We start from the raw sequence: 18,743 nt of genomic DNA on the forward strand, positions 1-18,743 counted from the left end.
AGGCACGGCAGCGTATCGGTAGGGGCTTCAGCGGCCGATGAGACTTTCTGCGGGAATGCCCAGGTTGCGGTGAAGCTTCCGGATCATTTCAAGAGTCAGACCGCGCTTGCGATTCAACACTTCATAGACACGGTTGAGCTGGCCGATGGAGGGCACCAGATCCTTCACGGTCAGACCGCCCTGCTCCATGCGGAAGCGGATTGCATCGATGGGATCTGGCGGCTCGATCGGGTAGTGCTTCGCTTCGTAGGCTTCAACCAGCGTTACGAGAATTTCAAATCGATCGCCATCTTCGCTGCCCGGCTCCGGCTCGTTGTCGACATAGGCCGAAATCATGCGCAGCGCGTTTTCGTAGTCGTCTTCCGTACGGATGGGATGGATGTTCATAGAAGCTCCACAGTGTCGGCGTCGATCCGGTCGTACTCGGCGTGGGTGCCAATGAACTTGATGTAGACCACTTGAAACCTGTAACCCACAGCGACGATGAGCCGGTAGCTGTTGCCATTTATGTTGAACACCACACGACTGTTGGCCACGAAACTTGCGCTTGCGTAACGTTGGCGTACGTCATGCGGTGTGTCCCAGACGGCGTGCCTCACTTCGTCATACCAGGACCTCAGCGCTGCTTCCGAATCAGGGTGACGTTCCCAGAATCGTTTCAGCGTCGCCAAAGCAACCACTTTCATTCGGATACCCTAGTCCCAATTTGGGATATAAGCAACCGTGTCATCTCCATCAGCGGCCGATGTATCCGTGCCGCCACATCCATCCGGCCACCGCCAGCCCCGCCACCACCACCAGCATCAACGGCAGGCCGAAGCGGTGCCGCCACGGGATCGGCACCCCGCCCAGCTGCTGGTCCATGGTCTCGGTATCCAGCACCCAGCCGTGCTCGCAACGGGTACAGGCCAGTTCGTAGCGGCGCTGGTAGGTGAAGCCGAACAGCAGGTCGATGCGCGCCATTTTGTAGCGCAGCTGCGGGGCGAATTCGGTTTCGGTCTGGCAGCGCAGGCAGTGGTGGGCTTCGGTGGGGCCGACGATCAGCACCCGTTCCTGTTGACCGATCAGGATCATGACCGGGTGCCTTGGCAGGCGGGCTGGGCCAGCAGCCAGGCTTGGGCGGCGGCCACGGTGGCGGCGTCCCCGTCGACGCGCTGGTCGGGCTCGATCTTCAAGCCATCACCACGATCATTGCGGTCCCGCATCACGCTGGTGGTCAGCAGCAGGCGACTGCCATCGGCAAGCGTGTGCACGACATTGCCAGTGGAGACACCCGCAGTAGGCTGACCGAAACTCCGCGTCTGCGGACGACCACGCCACGCCAGCACCGAGGCCTCGCCCGAACTGCCGGTGCGCGGCCCGAACAGCACCGCCACCGGCGCGCCGGGCTGCCGCAGCACATAGCCGGACTGGCCGAAGTCCAGCACCGACTTGCCTGCACGCTGTACAGCGGTCGCGGTCAACGTCCAGCGCTCCGGCCCCTGTGCGGCTTCGAACGCTCCCACATCTTCGTTGTTCACCACCGAGGTGCGCAGCAACGGTGCCATGCCCAGCAGCATCGGCCACATGTTGCCACCGCTGTTGTCACGCAGGTCGACGATCCAGCCACAGCGCATGCCGTCGTCCTTGCTTCGGATGACCTGCTGCCACCGCGCGGCGCGCTGGATGTCCTGGCGGAATTTCTCCTGCGGCGTCGCGCCGGGCATAGGGGCATAGCCCTCGATGACCACCCAGCCGATGCGCGCATCCACCGCATCGACGGCCTTGGCCTGGTCCACGGCGGCGGCACCGGCCTGCTGCGCGCGCGCAAGGGATTCACGCTGGCGCTGGGTCGTGGTCCATGCACCATGGTGGCCGGTGCTGAGCGCAATGGCTTCGCGCAGAACGGCCAGCCGTTGCGCGGGGTCGCCCTGCGCCGATTGCAGGCGGATGCGGATGGCGGGCCAGTCCACCCGATCGCGATACAGCGCCTGGCGTTCAAGCAGGCTGAGGATCTCGGCCAGGGCCTCCGGCGAGGGCACCTCGACCGTGCTTGGCGTATCGGCCATGGCGCCGGTCGCCAGCAACACGAACATCAGCGCGCCGATGCGACGCACTCCCTTGCGAACCTGCATGCGACGCTTCCTTGTCGTTGAGTCAGGACCGCAGCATAACCGGGGCATGATCGCTTGCGCCACGCGCGAACTGTCGTATCCGGCCCGGTCGCTGATTGCAGCAAGGCGGCTTGCGTGCAGTCACCACATTGCAACTTTGCCCATGTCATCGCGGCGCACAACGCGCCAAGGTGGCCCCCGTCGGCGCTTCCTGCGCTGACCGGGATTGGCGTCCTGAACGAAGCTTTTCACGAGCGGGCTTGCAACGTCGTTGCCTGCCCGAACAATGCACCGTCCGTCGTTCTGCGGCGGGCGGTGCGTGGGGATCCCCGGATCCGCCGGCGTCATTCCTCGTGAAGAGCTTCACCGGCACGCCAACCCGCACCGCCCGCCACCTTGCATCCCGCAGGTGGCCTTGCCTTGTGAGGTTGCTGCCATGAACACGCCCTACCCCACCTATCCGCGCCTGCAGGCACTGCTCGGTGCTGCATTGCCCGACCTGCAGCTGTCCACTACGGCAGCCGAAGCGCTGGAAGATGCGCTCACCGAAGCCGACGAACAGGCGCCGCAGTCGGCGCTCTTCGCCCGGTTGCGCGGCATCGCACACAGCCACGGAGCCGACGGCCAGGCGTGGCGCGAGCGGCAACTCAGCGAGGCGCGCGGCCGGGAACTGGCCGAGGCGACGCGCTGTCTTGCCGCATTGTCCGCCTGCGGCGGTGTGTTGCTGGCGGCGCAGTCGGCGCGCGAGATGGATGATGCGCAGGTGCAGTGTCCGCCACAGGTGGAGGAAGGGTTGCTGCATGCGGTGGTGGTGTTGGCCGATCATGCCGGGGCGTTGGTGGAGCCGGATGCGTGCGCGCCGTTGTCGTAGAGCCGAGCCTATGCTCGGCTGCACTGTGCTCGTGGCGTCGGTAGGTTCAGTGCCGACCAAGGTCGGCACCTACCAGAGCAGGGTCCCCCGAGCGCAAGGGCGCTACCAGTCCGCGCGCAGCCCGATGTTGCCTTCGATGATGCGGCGCTTCTCGTTGCGGTCGCCGCCCAGCTCGCGCGTGTAGTCGGCCACGGCGTACGCACTGATGGTGCGGTTGAAGCGCCCGACCACACCCACGCCGGCTTCCAGCGCGCGTGAACGCTGCGAATTGATGATCACGTCGTCGTCGAAGCGGATGCGATCCTCGCCGGAACGACCATGCCAGTAATTCAGCTTGAAATACGGTTGCCAGCCGTTGTCGGCCAGCTGGTAATCGCCGGCCAAACGCAGGCCCACACGGCCGGTCCAGGCGTTGTCGTTGTCGAAGCGCACGCTCGATATTTCATCGCGACGGTCATCCAGCGAAGTGCGCTGCCAGATCACCTGCACCTGCGGTTCCAGCCACCATGCGGACTGCCCGAAGTGCAGCAGCGGCTTGCCAGCCTCCACCGACACACTGGTGCCGTCGCCGCTCAGGCCGAAGCCGAGCCCGCGCGAGGAACGCGCGCGGCCGTCGTAGCGGCTCTGCATCGCCACGGCGTCGATGTAGGCACCGCTGCTGTCGGTGAACGTCCAGTACAGGCCCACGTGCTTGTCGTCCAGGCGGTTCTGGCCCACCTGTACGTTCTCCCAGCCCAGTGCCAGGCCGGTGGTCTTGCCCTGCGCGCGGGTGCGGCCGACGAACACGCCGATCTGGTTGCGGTGGTTGTCCGACGCCGCAGCCCATACGTCGAGGCCGGCCTGCAGGCCCATCACGTCGCCATCAAAGCCGGGCTGTGCATCGCCCTTCCAATGGATCTCGCTGCTCTGCCCCACCAGGCGACCCCAGGCGGTGCGGAATGCGCCCTGGTTGTACAGCAGGCGCTGTTCGCCCTGCCGCTCGTGGAAGGTACCGAGGCTGGCCAGCGAGGTCTCGCGCAGCAGCGGCGGCACCACCGCGTAGGCGGCGGTCTCCACGCGGTACAGCGGTACCACCGCGCCTTCGGCCGGGCGTGCACCCGGCGTCGGCGGTGCACCGGTACCGGGCAATGCACCGCCGGCCACCGGCACGTCCGGCACCGCCGGATCGCTGGGCGGTGCCACCGGCGCCGGTTCCGGCGGCGGCGGCGGTGGTGCGGTCTCGCCTGCGGTCAGGTCCGGATCGATGGCTCCTTCGGGCGGCGGTGGCGGCGCCGGGGCAATGGGGGGCGGGGGTGCCACCGGCGGCGTCAGCGGCGGTGGGGTGGCGCTGCCACCACCGTTGGGTGCCGGCGTCGGGCCGGTCACCAGCGTCGAACGCAGGTACCAGTTCTCGCTGGTGCCGGCACTGACACCGCCCTTGAACAGGAAGTACTCGTAGGCACCGGCCGCGACCGGTGCAAACAGCGAGAACGCGCCCGGCGCGGTGCGGCCACCATTCAAGGCCTGCACCACCAGGATGCCGTCGGCCAGCGTGGCCGCGCCGCTGCCGCCGGCATTGAGTACGCCGATGCCGGTGGTGCCGGTGGCGATACCGCCATCGATCACCAGGCGATCGCTGGGCGAGTTGTCCGCGCCCAGCACGGTACGCAGGTACAGGCCCCCGCCGTCACCACGGTAGTTGCCACGCACGGTGAACACGTCGCCGGCGCCGGTACCGGTCAGGTCGATGCGCCCGGCATTGACCATCTCCACCAGTGCAGCACTGTTGAATGGGCGGATGGCATGGCCGCCACTGCCCGCGTAGACGGTGCTGGTGTCGTCCACCGTGAGCGTACCGGTGCCGGTTGCGCTGTCGCCCAGCACCAGGTCGCCATCGAAGCTCAGCTCCGTGCTGTTGGCCAGGCTGATCGCCTCCCAGTTCTGGAAGCGGCCCACGCCTGCGGTCTTGACGTTGCTCAGGTTGAGCTGGTCGATGCCACTGCCCCCGTCGAACAGCGGCACCGCACCCAGGTTGCCTTGGTTGAGGTTGCTGAGGTTGGCCACGTCGTTGTCTGGGCCCATGTCGATCGCACCGTAGACAATGCCACCGCCGCTCCAGTTGAAGGTGTCATCGCCGGTACTGAGCAGTATCTGCCCGCGCACGGTACCATCGGTGATGGTCACGCTGTCGTTGCCGCCGCTGACGCTGATGTTGCCGCCGATGTAGGCCGTGCCCGAAATGATGATGGTGTCGGTGTCGAAGCCGGTCACCACGTTGCCATCAACAGTACCGCCGGACTGGTCCCACAGGTTCTTGTCCAGCTTCATGTTGACGCGGCCGATGCGGCCTGCGGTCATCCAGGCCTGGTCGCCATCTTCGAACGCACCGACGATGCGGCCACCGCTCATGCGGAAGGTATCGATGTTGTCGCCCTGCTGCAGCGCGCCGATCGTGCCGCCACTCATGACGAAATCATCGCGGCCACTGCCCTGCGCCACCACGCCGGTGACGGTGCCGCCGGTGACGGTCATCTGGTCATCGCCGCTACCCTGGTCGATGCTGTCGATGGTGCCATTGCCCAGCAGCAGCACATCGTTGCCATCTCCTTGCAGGACGCCGCCGCTGATGCTGCCGGCCTGCATCTCGAGGCGGTCGTTGCCCGAATCGAACTGTACGCCAGTGCGCCCGCTGATCGTTCCACGGTTGACCAACACGCTGTCGCCGGCGCCAACGAACTGCAGCGCGATGTTGTTGCCGGTGCTGATGCTGCCCGAATTCTCGACACGGCTGCCGCCACCGAGCTGGACCGCCACACCCCCCACCGAACTGATCGTGCCGAGGTTGGACAGCAGGTGCCCGCCGGCCCCGACCAGCGAAATCGCACTGCCACCACCGCTCTGCTGCAACTGGGCACCGCTGGCGACGTTGACGCTGATGCCCGCTTCGCCGCTGGCTGTGATAGGCACCGTCTGCGGATTCGGCGCGTTGGCATCGCAGGTGACCGTCTGGCCGGCGACCGGAGCGACGGTGCTGCAGCCGGCCCAGGCGGCGCTGGCGGTCAACAGCACCATGGACGGGACTGCCAGTGCCTGAAGCATGGAAACGGTGAGGCGGCGCGGACGGAAAGCGCGCGGGACGGCACGGGTCATACAGTCCTCCTGGACAGGGAATCAGGAACTGCAAATGCACGCTGCTGCGTGTGCAGTCTGCCGTCATGTGAACCGTTTCGATAGGTGAACTTGCGTGCGGGAAATCACACTTCGGATATGAAATCGCCGGGCCCTCACGCCAATGTGATGTGGCTGAAATCGTTCATTTTTCCGGCATCCGGAATCACGCGCAAAGCATCCACGCATGGCGTGGATCTACTGATCCTGCATCGCCAATCGATTCAATCGTGGCACCTGGTAGATCCACGCCATGCGTGGATGGCGTTGGCGGATGGGGTCAGATCTTCAGGTAGATCTTCCGCCGGTCCAGCCACCATGCCACGCCCCACCAGAGTGCGACGAACGCCAGCGCCTGCAGCATCGATGCCAGCTCGAGCGCCTGCGGCATCGCGGCGGCCAGCTGCTGCCAGATCCAGCTCCAGGCACCGCTGGCCATCAACGCCACCGACATCACCGAGGCCCCCAGATACGCGGTGATCGCATTGACGCCGAAGCGCCGGCCCAGCGCCGGCCATCCCTTCAGGTCTATCAGCACGTGGCCCAGCCACAGCGCCAGCGCGGCCAGGCCACCGGTCCACAGCACGTAACTGGGCGTCCACAGCTGCTTGTTCAACGGCAGCACCCCGGCCAGCAACAGGCCCAGCACGGCGGTCGCCACGGCCAGCCCGGCCAGTGCCGTCGAACGCCCGCTGCGCAGCAGGCCACCGGCCAACAGGCCGAGCACGGTACTGGCCAGTGCACCCAGCGTGCTCAGCAATCCTTCCGGGTCATGGCCGAGGCGGGTATCGGCATGCCATTGATAGATCCACGGTGCGAACAGCGTGGTGTCCAGGCGGCTGGCCGGGTTGGTCCACGGCGCCAGGTCACCGACGCCCAGCAGCAGCACCGTGTACCCCACCAACAGTCCAACAAGCATGCCGGCCTGCACGCGCGGCCGCGCGTAGACCGCCAGCACGCCCACCAACGCCGCACACACCGCGATGCGTTGCAGCACGCCCCAGATGCGGAAGTGATGGGTATCCAACGCCCACCAGATCAGCAGGTGCAGCAGCGCACCGGCCACCAGGATGCGCAGCGCGCGCTCCAGCACACCGCGCGCCAGTGCAGGACGCGCAGCGGCATCCAGCGCGCGCGGTGCCACGCTGAAGGCCATCGACACGCCCACCAGGAACAGGAAGAACGGGAACACCAGATCGGTAGGCGTGCAGCCATGCCATTCCGAATGGCGCAGCGGCGCGAACACTGCACTCCAGTCGCCTGGATTGTTGACCAGCAGCATCGCCGCCACGGTGATGCCGCGCAGGGCATCGATCGAGCCCAGACGGCGTGGCGGCGTACTGTTCATCAGGCGGCCTCGTACTGTCCGGCAATCCAGGTGCCACGTACCTGCAGGGCGTCATCCAGCAGCACCAGGTCGGCCTGGTAGCCCTCGGCGATGTGGCCCAGGCGGTCGTCGACATTGAGGAACTGCGCCGGGTAGGTCGAAGCCATGCGCGCGGCTTCGGCCAGCGGCTGGCCGAGCAGCTGCACGGTGTTGCGCACCGCCGTGGCCATGTCCAGCGCCGAGCCCGCCAGCGAACCGGCGGCATTGCGCACCACGCCGTCGATGGCGGTGATGGTTTCGCCGTACAGCACGTAGCTGGGATCGTCGGCACCGACCGGCGGCATCGCATCGGTCACCAGCAGCAGGCGACCGCGCGGCTTGGCCGCCAGCGCCACCCGCAGGCTGGCCGGATGCACATGCACGCCATCGACGATGATGCCGATCCAGCTGTCGCGGTCTTCCAGCGCAGCGCCCACCGCGCCAGGCTCGCGGCCCTGCAGCGGTGACATCGCGTTGTACAGGTGGGTGAAGCCACGCACGCCGGCATCCAGGCCGGCGCGGATCTCTTCGTAGGTGCCTGCGGTGTGGCCGGCGGCCACGATCACGCCACGTTCGACCAGCGCGCGGATGGTCTCCAGCGGCACGCGCTCCGGTGCCAGGGTCAGCAGGGTCACCCCGTTGTCCAGCGACGCGGCCAGCGCGATCTCTTCTTCGTCCGGCACGCGGAACTTGCTGGCATCGTGCGTGCCCTTGCGCGTCGGCGCGATGTAGGGCCCTTCGAGATGGATGCCGATCACGCCCGGCACGCCCTGCGCGATCGCCTCGCGCATCGCACCGATGGCTTCGCGCATCACCGCCACGTCATCGCTGATCAGCGTGGGCAGCATCGCGGTGGTACCGAAGCGGCGGTGAGCCTGCGCGATGGTACGCAGCGAGGCAACATCGGGCGTGTTGTTGAACAACGCGCCGCCACCGCCATTGACCTGCACGTCGATGAAGCCGGGCAGCAGCCAGCCGCCGCCCAGGTCCACCTGCTCGGCAGCATGGCCAAGCTGTGGTGCGGCGTCGGGCAACAGAGCGGTGATCTGCCCGTTTTCGATCACCACCGCCAGGTCATCGCGGAAATCATCGCCGGCGAGAATGCGGGCGTTGCGCAGCACCGTTGCCATCACACCGTCTCCGTAACCTTGTTCAGATGCGGCGGCAGATCCGGGTTGAAGCCACGACGCAGCGCCAGCGCATTGATCGCGCGGTAGAAGCTCTGCACGGTCAGCAGCGGTGCGCACAGCGGGTGCGGTGCGGCCGCCACCGGCAGGTTGCCGCCGGCCCCGGCCAGCCACACCTGCGCGCCCCGTGCAGAAAATTCCTCGACCACCGCGCGGGTGCCGGCGCCGGTTTCGTCGGGCTGGGCGAAGGCCAGCACCGGGAAGCCGCGGTCGACCAGCGCCATCGGGCCATGCTTCACTTCGGCCGAGCTGTAGGCTTCGGCGTGCAGGCTGCAGGTTTCCTTGAACTTCAGCGCCGCTTCCTGCGCCGCGCCCAAGCCCAGGCCACGGCCGAGCACGAACAGGTTGGTGGCCTCGACCAGGCCTTCGGTCACCGCACTCCAGTCGCACTGCCAGGCTTCACGCATCGCGTCCGGCAGCAGGTCCAGCGCGTTGCGCAGGCTGCTGTCCTGCTTCCAGTAGGCGGCCAGCTGCAGCAGTGCAGCCAGCGAGGCCAGGTAGCTCTTGGTCGCCGCCACGCTCTTTTCGGCACCGGCATGCAGCGGAATGACCGTGTCGGCCAGCTGCGCCAGCGGCGAATCCTCGACGTTGACCAGCGCGATCACGCGTGCGCCAGCGGCCTTGGCCGCCTCGGCGTTGCGCAGCAGGTCCGGGCTCTTGCCCGACTGCGAAATGACGATGAACAGCGCACCGCGCAGCTGCAGCGGTGCGGCATAGACCGACCCCACCGACGGCGAGGCCGACGCAACCACCAGGCCCAGCTGGGTTTCCAGCAGGTACTTGCCGTAGGTGGCGGCATGGTCGGAGCTGCCGCGTGCACAGGTGACCACGAACGGCGGCGGCGCCGCGCGCAGGCTGGCGGCCAGGGTTTCCAGGATGGCGTGGTTGCGCGAGAACTGGCGGGCAACCACGTCGGCCGCTTCGGCGGCCTCGGCGAACATCAGGGTGGACGTGGGGTCTGACAGCGACATGGCGGGCTCAGGCAGGATCGGAAGGAAGGGGGCGTGCGCCGGCCGGGCGCATCGGCGCGGTCGAGCCGCGCACCACCAGCTGCGGCACGAAGCCCTGGTTGTGCAGCGGTGCCGGCGCATCGTCGTAGGCGTCGCTGCGCAGTTGTGCGATCAGCAGGCGCGCGGCGTGGCGGGCGATGTCCTCGGTGGCCTGCTTGGCGGTGGTCAGCGGTGGCCACGACTGGCGCGAGAACGGGCTGTCCTCGAAACCGGCGATGGACAGGTCGTAGGGCACGTTCATGCCGGCCGACTTGGCGGCGGCCAGCACGCCGGCAGCGATTTCGTCGTTGGAACCGAAGATGGCGGTGGGCGGTTCGCGCAGCGCCAGCAGGCGGCGCGCCCCACGGAAACCATCGTCGAAGGTGTAATCGCCCTGCACCACCAGGTGCTTGTCCACGGTCATGCCGTAGTCCTTCAGCGCCGCTTCGTAGCCGGCATAGCGTTCGCCCGAGGAGCGGTGCGAGCTGCCGCCCCAGAGGAAACCGATGCGCTGGTGACCGAGCTGGATCAGGTGCTCGGTGATCTCGTAGGCCGCCTCGCGGTCGTCGACGAACACGCAGGCGCCGTCGGCCGGGTCTTCGGTGGCGGCGATGATGCGCACCAGCTTGATGCCACGCGCGGTCAGCGCCTGGATCAGGTCTCGGCGCTCGGACATCGGTGCGGTCAACACCAGCCCGGCCAGCCGCGAGCGCTGCACCCAGTCGGCCAGTTCATCGGCCAGCAACGGCGAGCTCGAATCACAGGGATGGATCTGCAGGCCGAAACCGGTCTCGCGGCACGCGGCCAGCACGCCGTTCTGCACGCCGATGATGTGGTACGGGTTCGGGTTGTCGTAGACCAGCCCGATCACGAAGGTAGTGCCGCTGCGCAGGTTGCGCGCGGACGGATCGGGCTCGTAGTCGAGCTCGGCGATGGCACGGAGCACCCGCGCACGGGTGGCCTGCATCACCGAGGGCTCATTGTTGATCACCCGCGAGACCGTCTTCAGCGAGACCTTGGCCTTCTCCGCAACGTCCTTGATGGTCGCTCTGCGCATGGGTTTTCCCTGGGGTTGGCTGCAGTCCATCATCGCCGATCAGGCCTTGTCCTGCGGCAGGCCGGCACGATGGCCGATCACCGAGTAGAACAGGATGTACAGGTAGCACGGCACCATCAGCAGCACGAACACCAGCTGGAAGTCGATGTGCTGCTTGAGCACGGCGAACAGCTGCGGAATGATCGCGCCGCCGGCGATGCCCATCACCAGCAGGGCCGAGCCGGTCTCGGTGAAGCGGCCCAGGCCGCGGATCGCCAGCGGGAAGATGGCCGGCCACATCATGGCGTTGGCGAAGCCCAGCAGGGCCACGAAGGCCACCGAGACGTAGCCGTGGGTGGCCCAGGCGCCCAGGCAGAACACCACGCCCATCACTGCCGAAATGGTCAGGTAGCGCGACTGCGAGACCAGGCCGGGGATCGCCAGCAGGCCGACCACGTAGCCGGCCAACATCGCACCCAGCGTCAGCGAGGTGAACATCTTGGTCTGGTCCAGCGGCAAGCCGAAACCGTGACCGTAGGTTCCGATCGCATCACCGGCCATGACTTCCACGCCTACGTACACGAACAGGCACAGCACGCCCAGCCACAGATGCGGGAACTGGAAGATGCTGCGGCGCTCGGCCGTTCCCGGTGCACCTGACGGCGTTGCATTGGCTTCGGAGGACTTGATCTCCGGCAGAGGCGAGAACAGCACGGCCACCGCCAGCACCACCAGCAGCGCGGCCATCGCCAGGTACGGCGCATGGATCTTGGCGGCGAATTCGTTGAGCAGCGCGACCTTGGTGACCGCGTCGGCGGCCTGCACCTGCTTGTCCAGATCGCCGATGCCGTGCAGCACCAGGGTGCCGATCAGCACCGGCGCCAGCATGCCGGCGATCTTGTTGCAGATGCCCATCAGCGCGATGCGGCGTGCCGCCGTTTCAATCGGGCCGAGGATCGAGATGTAGGGGTTGATCGCGGTCTGCAGCAGGGCGAGGCCGCTGCCGATCACGAACAGACCGCCGAGCGCGCCCGGGTACCAGCGCTGGGTGGCGAATTCACCGAACAGCGCGGCCCCCCCGGCCATCACCAGCAGGCTCAGGCTCAGGCCCTTCTTCATGCCGGTGCGGCGAAGGATCCAGGACGCCGGCAGGGCCAGGAAGAAATAGGACAGGTAGAACACCATCAGCACCAGGAAGGCACCGACCTCGCTGAGTTCGAAGGCCAACTTGACGAAGGTGATCAGCGGGCCGTTGAGCCAGGTGAAGAAGCCGATCAGGAAGAACAACACGCCAACGATGGCGATGGAGGTGGCCACGTTCGGGCGCGCGCTTGCAGCGGGGACGGCGGACATCAGGAGGGCTCCTGCGGCGACGGCCGCAGAACGCGGCGTCGGAGAGTGGCTGGGAACAACGTTGTCACATTCTTTCGATGGACAACGGCGGTTTGTCAACTTCCATGCACGCCTGCCTGAACCTCGTGCTGCACTGCGCAAGTCCGCCGCGGTACGCCCCGCTGAATGCGCGGCAGGCCTAGAGCCCCGTGCACCAATGGTTCCCACGTGAAACCCGCACTCACACCGTGTAAACGTTTACTGCGCGCCGCATTCGTTGCGACGCAGCAACGAAAGTGTCACGAACTCGTTGACATCGTTGTCAGCGCGGTTACAGACTCCGCCCCAATCGCCGCCCCCGATCCCCGGGCCGGCCCACCTGCAGCAGGAGCCCGCGTGATCGCCAGCCACCCCGCCCCGTCGCATGTCCTGTCCCGCGTCGCGCCCTCGTTCCTGGCCGCCGACGTCGGTGGCACCCATGTGCGCGTGGCCCGGGTCCAGGCCAGCGGTGACGCCACCCATCCGGTGCAGGTGCTGGAGTACCGCAAGTACCGCAATGCCGACCATGCCGGCCTCAGCGCGATCCTGTCCGACTTCCTGGGCGAAGGCCCGCGGCCCACGCATTGCGTGGTCGCCAGCGCCGGCTATGCCCGCGAAGACGGCACGGTGATCACCGCCAACCTGCCGTGGCCGCTGTCGGCGCGCCAGGTGGAAGCCGAGGTCGGCCTGCAGCGGGTCTACATCGTCAACGATTTCGAAGCGGTGGCCTACGCCGCCGCGCAGGTGGACGCCAGTGGCGTGTTGCACCTGTGCGGGCCGGAGACCGCCGCGCGTGGCCCGACCCTGGTGGTCGGCCCCGGCACCGGCCTCGGTGCAGCGCTGTGGATCCCCACCGCGCACGGCCCGGTGGTCCTGCCCACCGAAGCCGGCCAGCCGACCCTGGCGGCCAGCACCGAACTGGAAATGGCCATCGTCCGCCACATGCAGCGCGACCGCGCGCACGTGTCGATCGAGCATGCGATCTCCGGCCCCGGCCTGATGAACCTGTACCGTGCGGTGTGCGCGCTGCAGGGGCAGGCGCCGACCCTGGCAAGCCCCGACGCAGTCACCGCTGCGGCCATGGCCGATACCGATGCGCATGCGCGCCAGGCGCTGGATGTGTTCTGTGGCCTGCTCGGCAGCACCATCGGCGACATGGCGCTGTTCTACGGCGCCCACGGTGGTGTCTACCTGGCCGGCGGCATCCTGCCGCAGATCCGCGAATACCTGCACGCCAGCACCTTCGTCGAACGCTACCTGCAGAAGGGGCCGATGGGCGAAGCGCTGGCACGCATCCCGGTAAAGGTCGTCGAGCACGGCCAGCTGGGCGTGGTTGGCGCTGCCAGCTGGTACCTGCAGCAGTCGGCCGCCTGACACCGCAACAGGCTTCAACGCAATCGCAGCACGCAGTACGTGGCACGCCAACGCACGGGACTTCGCCGCCGCCCCGCGCATGTCATCGCAACCGTAACCGAACACCGCCGCCGGCACCCAATCGAGTGATGAGGAGAGACATCATGAACACCCGCAAGACCCTGCTTTCGGCCGCCATCGTCAGCTGCATCGCCTTCAGTGCGCACGCGCAGCAGGCGGCCCCGACCGCCACCGATCTGGACACCGTGACCGTTACCGGCATCCGTGGCTCGATGGAGAAGTCGCTGGACACCAAGCGCGAAGCCAATGCGCGCGTGGAAGTGGTCACCGCCGAAGACGTGGGCAAGCTGCCCGCGCACAACGTTGCCGATACCCTGCAGCGCCTGCCCGGCGTGAACATCAGCTCGTCCAGCGCCGACGAAGGTGGCTTCGATGAAGCCGACCGTGTCAGCCTGCGCGGCACCAGCCCGAGCCTGACCCAGACCCTGATCAACGGCCACACCGTCGGCTCGGCCGACTGGTTCGTGCTCAGCCAGGGCAACAACGTCGGCCGCAGCGTCAGCTACTCGCTGCTGCCGTCGGAACTGGTCAGCTCGGTGGAAGTGAACAAGTCCTCGCAGGCCAAGCTGCAGGACGGCGGTACCACCGGTACCGTCAACATCATCACCCGCAAGCCGCTGGAGTTCTCCAAGCCGTTCACCGCGGAAGGCTCGATCGGCATGGTGCGCTCGGACCAGGCCAAGTCGAACGACCCGCAGTACTCGGCACTGTTCAACTACAAGAACGAGGAAGGCACCTTCGGCGTGATGGTGCAGGGCTTCAGCCAGAAGCGCGAGCTGCGCCGTGAAGCACAGGAAATCCCGGGCGGCTTCTTCAAGATCGGCGCCGGCGATCCGGTCGCCAAGACCAATCCGGACCTGATCGGCGTCAATGTGCCGGGCCTGCTGGGTTCGACCCTGTTTGAGCAGACCCGCGAGCGCAAGGGCGGCCTGGTCTCGTTGCAGTTCAAGCCGAGCGACAGCCTCACCCTGGGCCTGAATGGTTTCAGCTCCGAGCTGAAGGCCAACAACTACAACCGCAACTTCATGATGTTCGGCAACAGCTTCGCCAAGTCGCAGGCGCCGGATCCGGGCTATGTGGTCAAGGACGGCGTGCTGACCAACGCCAGCTACAGGGGCGTGCCGGGCACCGACTATGCGGTGTACGACATGATCTACCGCGAGTCGAAGGCCAAGTCGAGCTATGTCACCTTCGATGCCGACTGGCAGATCAGCGACAGCCTGACCGCCAAGTTCCAGGCCGGCAGCACCAAGGGCACCGGTGAGACGCCGCGCCAGTACATCGCCGAGGTCACCCTGGCCAACGGCGGCGGCGCCAGCTGGGCCACCCACGGCAATGGCTCGCCGATCGACTGGAACGTCGGCGGCGACCTCTCGCCCAACGGCGTGACCAGCTTCGGCACCTGGGGCAACCAGCAGGTCACCGCCGAAGACAAGGAGAAGTGGGCCACGCTCGACTTCAACCAGTACTTCAACGATGGCGGCGTACTGAGCTCGATCGACTTCGGCCTGCGTTTCGCCGACCACAAGCGCGAAGCGCTGTCGCCGGAAGGTGCAACCCCGGTTGACATCTGGAGCGCGCTGAAGAACGGTGCCACGGCCAACTATCCCAGCGGCTTTGCCGGTGACATCGGCGGCACTTTCCCGCGCAACCTGTGGTACTTCACCCCGGGCGCGCTGAAGGACGCGGTGACCAACAACTCCACCTGGCTGGCCGGCAATGACGGCCCGACCGGTCGCCACAACTATGGCGCCGAGTGGAAGGTGAAGGAAAAGAACTTCGCCGGCTACGTGCAGGCCAACTTCCGCGGCGACTGGTGGAGCGGCAACGTCGGCCTGCGCTACGTCAACATCAAGCAGGACATCGACACCTACAACGCCGTCAGCAAGGCCGCAGATGCCGATGTCAGCAGCCTGTTCGGCATGTGGGAGCGCCTGGCCTTCCAGAACAAGCGCAACCGTGTCCTGCCCAGCGCCAACATCAAGTTCGACCTGGACGACTCGCTGGTGCTGCGTGTCGCCGCCTCGCAGACCCAGACCCTGCCGGACTACTCGGCACTGGGCGCGTCCTCGTACGGCTCGGACCTGAACCGCACCGGCGGCGGCGGCAATCCGAACCTCAAGCCGACCCTGTCGACCAACCTGGATGCCAACCTGGAGTGGTACTTCATGCCGCGCGGCCTGCTGTCGGTGGGTGCGTACCACATGAAGCTGAAGGACTACATCGCCTTCGACGTGGTCTCGCGCCAGCTCTACAGCGAACTGACCAACCAGCTTGAGACCTACCAGATCTCCACCCCGATCAATGCCGACGGCAAGGTCACCGGCGTGGAAGTGGCCTACGAGCAGCCGATCGGCGAGTACTTCGGCATCAATGCCAACTACACCTACGCCAACGGCACCACCTCGCACACCTGGTCGGATGGTTCGCACAACCTGCTGGGCACCTCGAAGAACACCTACAACGTGGGTGCCTACTTCGAGAACGAGCGTTTTGGCGCCCGGGTCAGCTACACCCGCCGTTCCTCGTTCCTGATCAGCCTGTCGGGCACCAACCCGTATTACCAGGATGATTTCGGCACGCTGTCGGCATCGCTGAGCTACAAGGCCACCGATTGGCTGAGCATCAGCCTGGATGGCCTGAACCTCAACAACCCGACCTACAAGTACTACCAGACCGCGGCCATCCCGACCTCGTTCTACAGCAACGGTCGCCAGTACTACCTCAACTTCCGCTTCAAGTACTGATCCAGCGGCAGCAACATCGCCGAGTCGTGCACGCACGCCGGGCCTGGGTCATTCCGGGCCCGGCGTTTTTCATGTATAGCGTTCATCGCACCGTTCCAAGGAGTCGTTCCGATGGTCAAGCCTTCCCGCGCCCGGATGCGCAGCGCAGTGCTGCTGGGCAGCCTGCTCGCCCTGTTGCCGGCACTGCCCGCACTCGCCGCCGATCCCACGCCGGCCGCTGAAGCACCGGGTCCGCAGCTGCGTGCCGGCAGCCTGATGCTGATTCCCGCCCCGGCCACGGTGCAGCCCGGCCTGGGTAGCGGCATCACCGTACGCGCCGATACCGCGCTGCACGCCGAAGGCGAAGCCGCGCAGCGCGTCGCCACCCAGTTCGCCGACCTGCTGGCCCGCAGCGGCGGTCCGCGCCTTACGCCGGCCCAAGGCAAGGCGGCAGGCACGTCGGGCAGCATCCGCTTCCAGATCATCCCGACCTTCCGCGACAGTGGTGAGAGCTACACGCTGGAAAGCACCGCGCAGGGCGTGCTGGTGCAGGCCGGCAACGAAACCGGCCTGTTCTACGGCGCAACCACGCTTGCCCAGCTGGCCACGGGTGGCAGCAACGGCGTGCTGCCGGCGGTGCAGATCCAGGACGCGCCGCGCTTCGGCTGGCGCGGTTTCATGCTCGACTCGGCGCGGCACTTCCAGAGCCTGGACGAGATCAAGCATGTGCTCGATGCCATGGCCGCGCACAAGCTCAATACCTTCCATTGGCACCTCACCGATGACCAGGGCTGGCGCATGGAGATCAAGCGCTACCCGAAGCTGACCGAGGTGGGCAGCTGCCGCCTGCCGGCCGGCGACGGCGGCATCGACCCGGCCAGTGGCCAGCAGCATCCGTACTGCGGCTTTTACACGCAGGAGCAGATCCGCGAAGTGATCGCCTATGCCGCCAGGCTGCATATCCAGGTGATTCCAGAAATCGATGTGCCCGGCCATGCCACCGCGGCGATCGCCGCGTACCCGGAATTGGGTTCAATCAACACCCCGCTGAAGCCGATCAGCGAATGGGGCGTGTTCCCGAACCTGTTCAACGTGGAAGACAGCACCGTCACCTTCCTCGAGAACGTACTGGAAGAAGTGATCGCGCTGTTCCCTGCGAAGTACGTCCACGTCGGCGGCGACGAAGCAGTCAAGGACCAGTGGGAAGCCTCGAAACAGGTGCAGCAGCGCATGCGTGCGCTGGGCATCAAGGATGAAATGGCCATGCAGAGCCACATCATCAAGCGCCTGGAGACCTTCCTGGAGCAGCACGACCGGCGCCTGATCGGCTGGGACGAAATCCTCGAAGGCGGCCTACCACCGCAGGCCACGGTGATGTCGTGGCAGGGCACCGAAGGTGGCCTGGCTGCAGCCAGTGCCGGCCATGACGTGGTCATGTCGCCGGTGGGGTACCTGTACCTGGATTACCTGCAGACGGCCTCGCCGAATGAACCGCCGGGCCGCCCGACCCAGGTCAACCTCGGCAAGCTGTACAACTTCGAGCCGGTGCCGGCCGAGCTGGCGGCCGACAAGCGCCAGCACATTCTCGGCCTGCAAGCCAACATGTTTACCGAGCACACGCGCACCTACGCGCGCCTGCAGCACAACCTGTTCCCGCGCCTGGCCGCCGTGGCCGAGACCGGCTGGAGTACGCCGGAACATCGCGACTTCCGCGATTTCCTCGCGCGCCTGCCCGCGCAGCTGCAGCGCTACCGTGCCTGGGGCCTGGCCTACGCTCAGACCCCGTTCGAAGTGGGCGTGGACTACACCGATGATCGCGCGAAAAACTCCGTGACCCTATCGCTGGCCAATCCGCTGGGCTATGAAGTGCGCTACAGCACCGATGGCCAGCCGGTGACCGGGCAGTCGCCGTTGTACCAGCAGCCGCTGACCGCGACGCTGCCGACCACCGTGCAGGCCGCCGCGTTCTACCAGGGCCAGATGCTGGCCGCGAAGCCGACCATCGCCACGTTCACCGCGCAGTCGCTGCTCAGCCGCCGCAGCGATGCGCTGCTCAGCTGCGTGGGCAAGAAGGGGCTGGTGCTGCGCCTGGAAGACGACGGCCCGCGCGAGGGAACGCGTGCGGTGTTCAACGTCGACATCTTCCAGCCATGCTGGCGCTGGCCGCAGGCGCAGCTGGACGGCATCGGCAGCGTGGAGGTCCGCGCGGGCCGCATTCCGTACTACTTCCAGCTGGCCCACGATGAACCCAAGCGTCGCTTCGAAAAGGCCCGGAGCGCACATGGCGAAATGCTGATCCGCCGCGGTGATTGCACGGGCAAGGTGCTGGCTCAGGTACCGCTGCCGGCCACGCCCGATGCCGGTGGCTTCGTGACCCTGCGTGCGGCGCTGCCGAAGGGCACGCAGGGCACGGGTGACCTGTGCATCAACTTCACCGGCGATACGCGCCCGGCGATGTGGGTGCTGGATGAGGTCACGCTGAAGAAGTAACCGCAAGCCTGTCCTGGCGCAATCCATCCACGC

At 66.7% G+C, this 18,743-nt stretch carries 14 protein-coding genes; 4 read left to right on the top strand and 10 right to left on the bottom strand.

Annotation, left to right across the window (positions count from 1 at the left end; genetic code table 11):
* Positions 1-27: 27 nt before the first annotated feature.
* Genes ACEPA4_RS16970 through ACEPA4_RS16985 form a run of 4 tightly spaced genes read right to left on the bottom strand, consistent with a single transcriptional unit; the run spans position 28 to position 2,114 of the window.
* Complete coding sequence (locus ACEPA4_RS16970; RefSeq protein ID WP_253137185.1) at positions 28-387, bottom strand: type II toxin-antitoxin system HigA family antitoxin; 360 nt, start codon at positions 385-387, stop codon at positions 28-30.
* Positions 384-686: a type II toxin-antitoxin system HigB family toxin gene (locus ACEPA4_RS16975; protein WP_374082906.1), complete on the bottom strand. Its 303-nt coding sequence runs from the start codon at positions 684-686 to the stop codon at positions 384-386. The genes ACEPA4_RS16970 and ACEPA4_RS16975 overlap by 4 nt, the downstream gene beginning before the upstream one ends.
* 49 nt (positions 687-735) lie before the next feature.
* Positions 736-1,074 carry a hypothetical protein gene (locus ACEPA4_RS16980; RefSeq protein ID WP_188247764.1) on the bottom strand — a complete coding sequence of 113 codons (339 nt, stop codon included), beginning with the start codon at positions 1,072-1,074 and terminating at the stop codon, positions 736-738.
* Positions 1,071-2,114: a S41 family peptidase gene (locus tag ACEPA4_RS16985; RefSeq protein WP_005419313.1), complete on the bottom strand. Its 1,044-nt coding sequence runs from the start codon at positions 2,112-2,114 to the stop codon at positions 1,071-1,073. Before ACEPA4_RS16985 ends, ACEPA4_RS16980 begins: the two co-directional genes overlap by 4 nt.
* 415 nt (positions 2,115-2,529) lie before the next feature.
* Here ACEPA4_RS16985 and ACEPA4_RS16990 point away from each other — a divergent pair, with 415 nt between their 5' ends.
* Positions 2,530-2,964 (top strand): hypothetical protein, encoded by a 435-nt coding sequence (locus ACEPA4_RS16990; protein ID WP_374082907.1) that lies wholly within the window; start codon positions 2,530-2,532, stop codon positions 2,962-2,964.
* 102 nt (positions 2,965-3,066) lie between these two features.
* On the opposite strand, the gene ACEPA4_RS16995 is transcribed toward ACEPA4_RS16990, so the two are convergent.
* From ACEPA4_RS16995 to ACEPA4_RS17020, 6 genes are all read right to left on the bottom strand, one after another.
* A complete protein-coding gene (locus tag ACEPA4_RS16995) occupies positions 3,067-6,093 on the bottom strand; it encodes an autotransporter outer membrane beta-barrel domain-containing protein (protein WP_374082908.1) in 3,027 nt (1,008 codons plus the stop codon).
* Between the two features lie 298 nt (positions 6,094-6,391).
* Positions 6,392-7,459: an acyltransferase family protein gene (locus ACEPA4_RS17000; protein WP_065196476.1), complete on the bottom strand. Its 1,068-nt coding sequence runs from the start codon at positions 7,457-7,459 to the stop codon at positions 6,392-6,394.
* Complete coding sequence (nagA, locus tag ACEPA4_RS17005; protein WP_134956164.1) at positions 7,459-8,607, bottom strand: N-acetylglucosamine-6-phosphate deacetylase; 1,149 nt, start codon at positions 8,605-8,607, stop codon at positions 7,459-7,461. Before nagA ends, ACEPA4_RS17000 begins: the two co-directional genes overlap by 1 nt.
* Complete coding sequence (locus ACEPA4_RS17010; protein WP_374082909.1) at positions 8,607-9,635, bottom strand: SIS domain-containing protein; 1,029 nt, start codon at positions 9,633-9,635, stop codon at positions 8,607-8,609. The genes nagA and ACEPA4_RS17010 overlap by 1 nt, the downstream gene beginning before the upstream one ends.
* A 7-nt stretch (positions 9,636-9,642) precedes the next feature.
* Positions 9,643-10,710 (bottom strand): LacI family DNA-binding transcriptional regulator, encoded by a 1,068-nt coding sequence (locus tag ACEPA4_RS17015; RefSeq protein ID WP_005411045.1) that lies wholly within the window; start codon positions 10,708-10,710, stop codon positions 9,643-9,645.
* A gap of 39 nt (positions 10,711-10,749) precedes the next feature.
* On the bottom strand, positions 10,750-12,042 hold the full coding sequence (locus ACEPA4_RS17020) for a sugar MFS transporter (RefSeq protein WP_005419333.1): 1,293 nt from the start codon (positions 12,040-12,042) through the stop codon (positions 10,750-10,752).
* Positions 12,043-12,417: 375 nt separating this feature from the next.
* On the opposite strand from ACEPA4_RS17020, the gene ACEPA4_RS17025 reads away from it, so the two are divergent.
* The 3 genes from ACEPA4_RS17025 (at position 12,418) to ACEPA4_RS17035 (ending at position 18,710) form a co-directional block, all read left to right on the top strand.
* Positions 12,418-13,434, top strand: coding sequence for a glucokinase family protein (locus tag ACEPA4_RS17025; RefSeq protein ID WP_139727670.1), 1,017 nt, complete (start codon positions 12,418-12,420; stop codon positions 13,432-13,434).
* 143 nt (positions 13,435-13,577) lie between these two features.
* A complete protein-coding gene (locus ACEPA4_RS17030; RefSeq protein WP_374082910.1) occupies positions 13,578-16,241 on the top strand; it encodes a TonB-dependent receptor in 2,664 nt (887 codons plus the stop codon).
* A 111-nt stretch (positions 16,242-16,352) separates the two neighbouring features.
* Complete coding sequence (locus ACEPA4_RS17035; protein WP_164230298.1) at positions 16,353-18,710, top strand: family 20 glycosylhydrolase; 2,358 nt, start codon at positions 16,353-16,355, stop codon at positions 18,708-18,710.
* The last annotated feature ends 33 nt before the right edge of the window (positions 18,711-18,743 follow it).

Source organism: Stenotrophomonas sp. P2112, from assembly GCF_041897515.1.
GTDB lineage: Bacteria > Pseudomonadota > Gammaproteobacteria > Xanthomonadales > Xanthomonadaceae > Stenotrophomonas > Stenotrophomonas sepilia.

Coding starts and splice junctions, on each gene's coding strand:
- ACEPA4_RS16990 (WP_374082907.1), top strand. CDS start 2,530: ATGAACACGCCCTACCCCACCTATCCGCGCCTGCAGGCACTGCTCGGT.
- nagA (WP_134956164.1), bottom strand. CDS start 8,607: ATGGCAACGGTGCTGCGCAACGCCCGCATTCTCGCCGGCGATGATTTC.
- ACEPA4_RS16980 (WP_188247764.1), bottom strand. CDS start 1,074: ATGATCCTGATCGGTCAACAGGAACGGGTGCTGATCGTCGGCCCCACC.
- ACEPA4_RS17035 (WP_164230298.1), top strand. CDS start 16,353: ATGGTCAAGCCTTCCCGCGCCCGGATGCGCAGCGCAGTGCTGCTGGGC.
- ACEPA4_RS17010 (WP_374082909.1), bottom strand. CDS start 9,635: ATGTCGCTGTCAGACCCCACGTCCACCCTGATGTTCGCCGAGGCCGCC.
- ACEPA4_RS17015 (WP_005411045.1), bottom strand. CDS start 10,710: ATGCGCAGAGCGACCATCAAGGACGTTGCGGAGAAGGCCAAGGTCTCG.
- ACEPA4_RS17030 (WP_374082910.1), top strand. CDS start 13,578: ATGAACACCCGCAAGACCCTGCTTTCGGCCGCCATCGTCAGCTGCATC.
- ACEPA4_RS16975 (WP_374082906.1), bottom strand. CDS start 686: ATGAAAGTGGTTGCTTTGGCGACGCTGAAACGATTCTGGGAACGTCAC.
- ACEPA4_RS16970 (WP_253137185.1), bottom strand. CDS start 387: ATGAACATCCATCCCATCCGTACGGAAGACGACTACGAAAACGCGCTG.
- ACEPA4_RS16985 (WP_005419313.1), bottom strand. CDS start 2,114: ATGCAGGTTCGCAAGGGAGTGCGTCGCATCGGCGCGCTGATGTTCGTG.
- ACEPA4_RS17000 (WP_065196476.1), bottom strand. CDS start 7,459: ATGAACAGTACGCCGCCACGCCGTCTGGGCTCGATCGATGCCCTGCGC.
- ACEPA4_RS16995 (WP_374082908.1), bottom strand. CDS start 6,093: ATGACCCGTGCCGTCCCGCGCGCTTTCCGTCCGCGCCGCCTCACCGTT.
- ACEPA4_RS17020 (WP_005419333.1), bottom strand. CDS start 12,042: ATGTCCGCCGTCCCCGCTGCAAGCGCGCGCCCGAACGTGGCCACCTCC.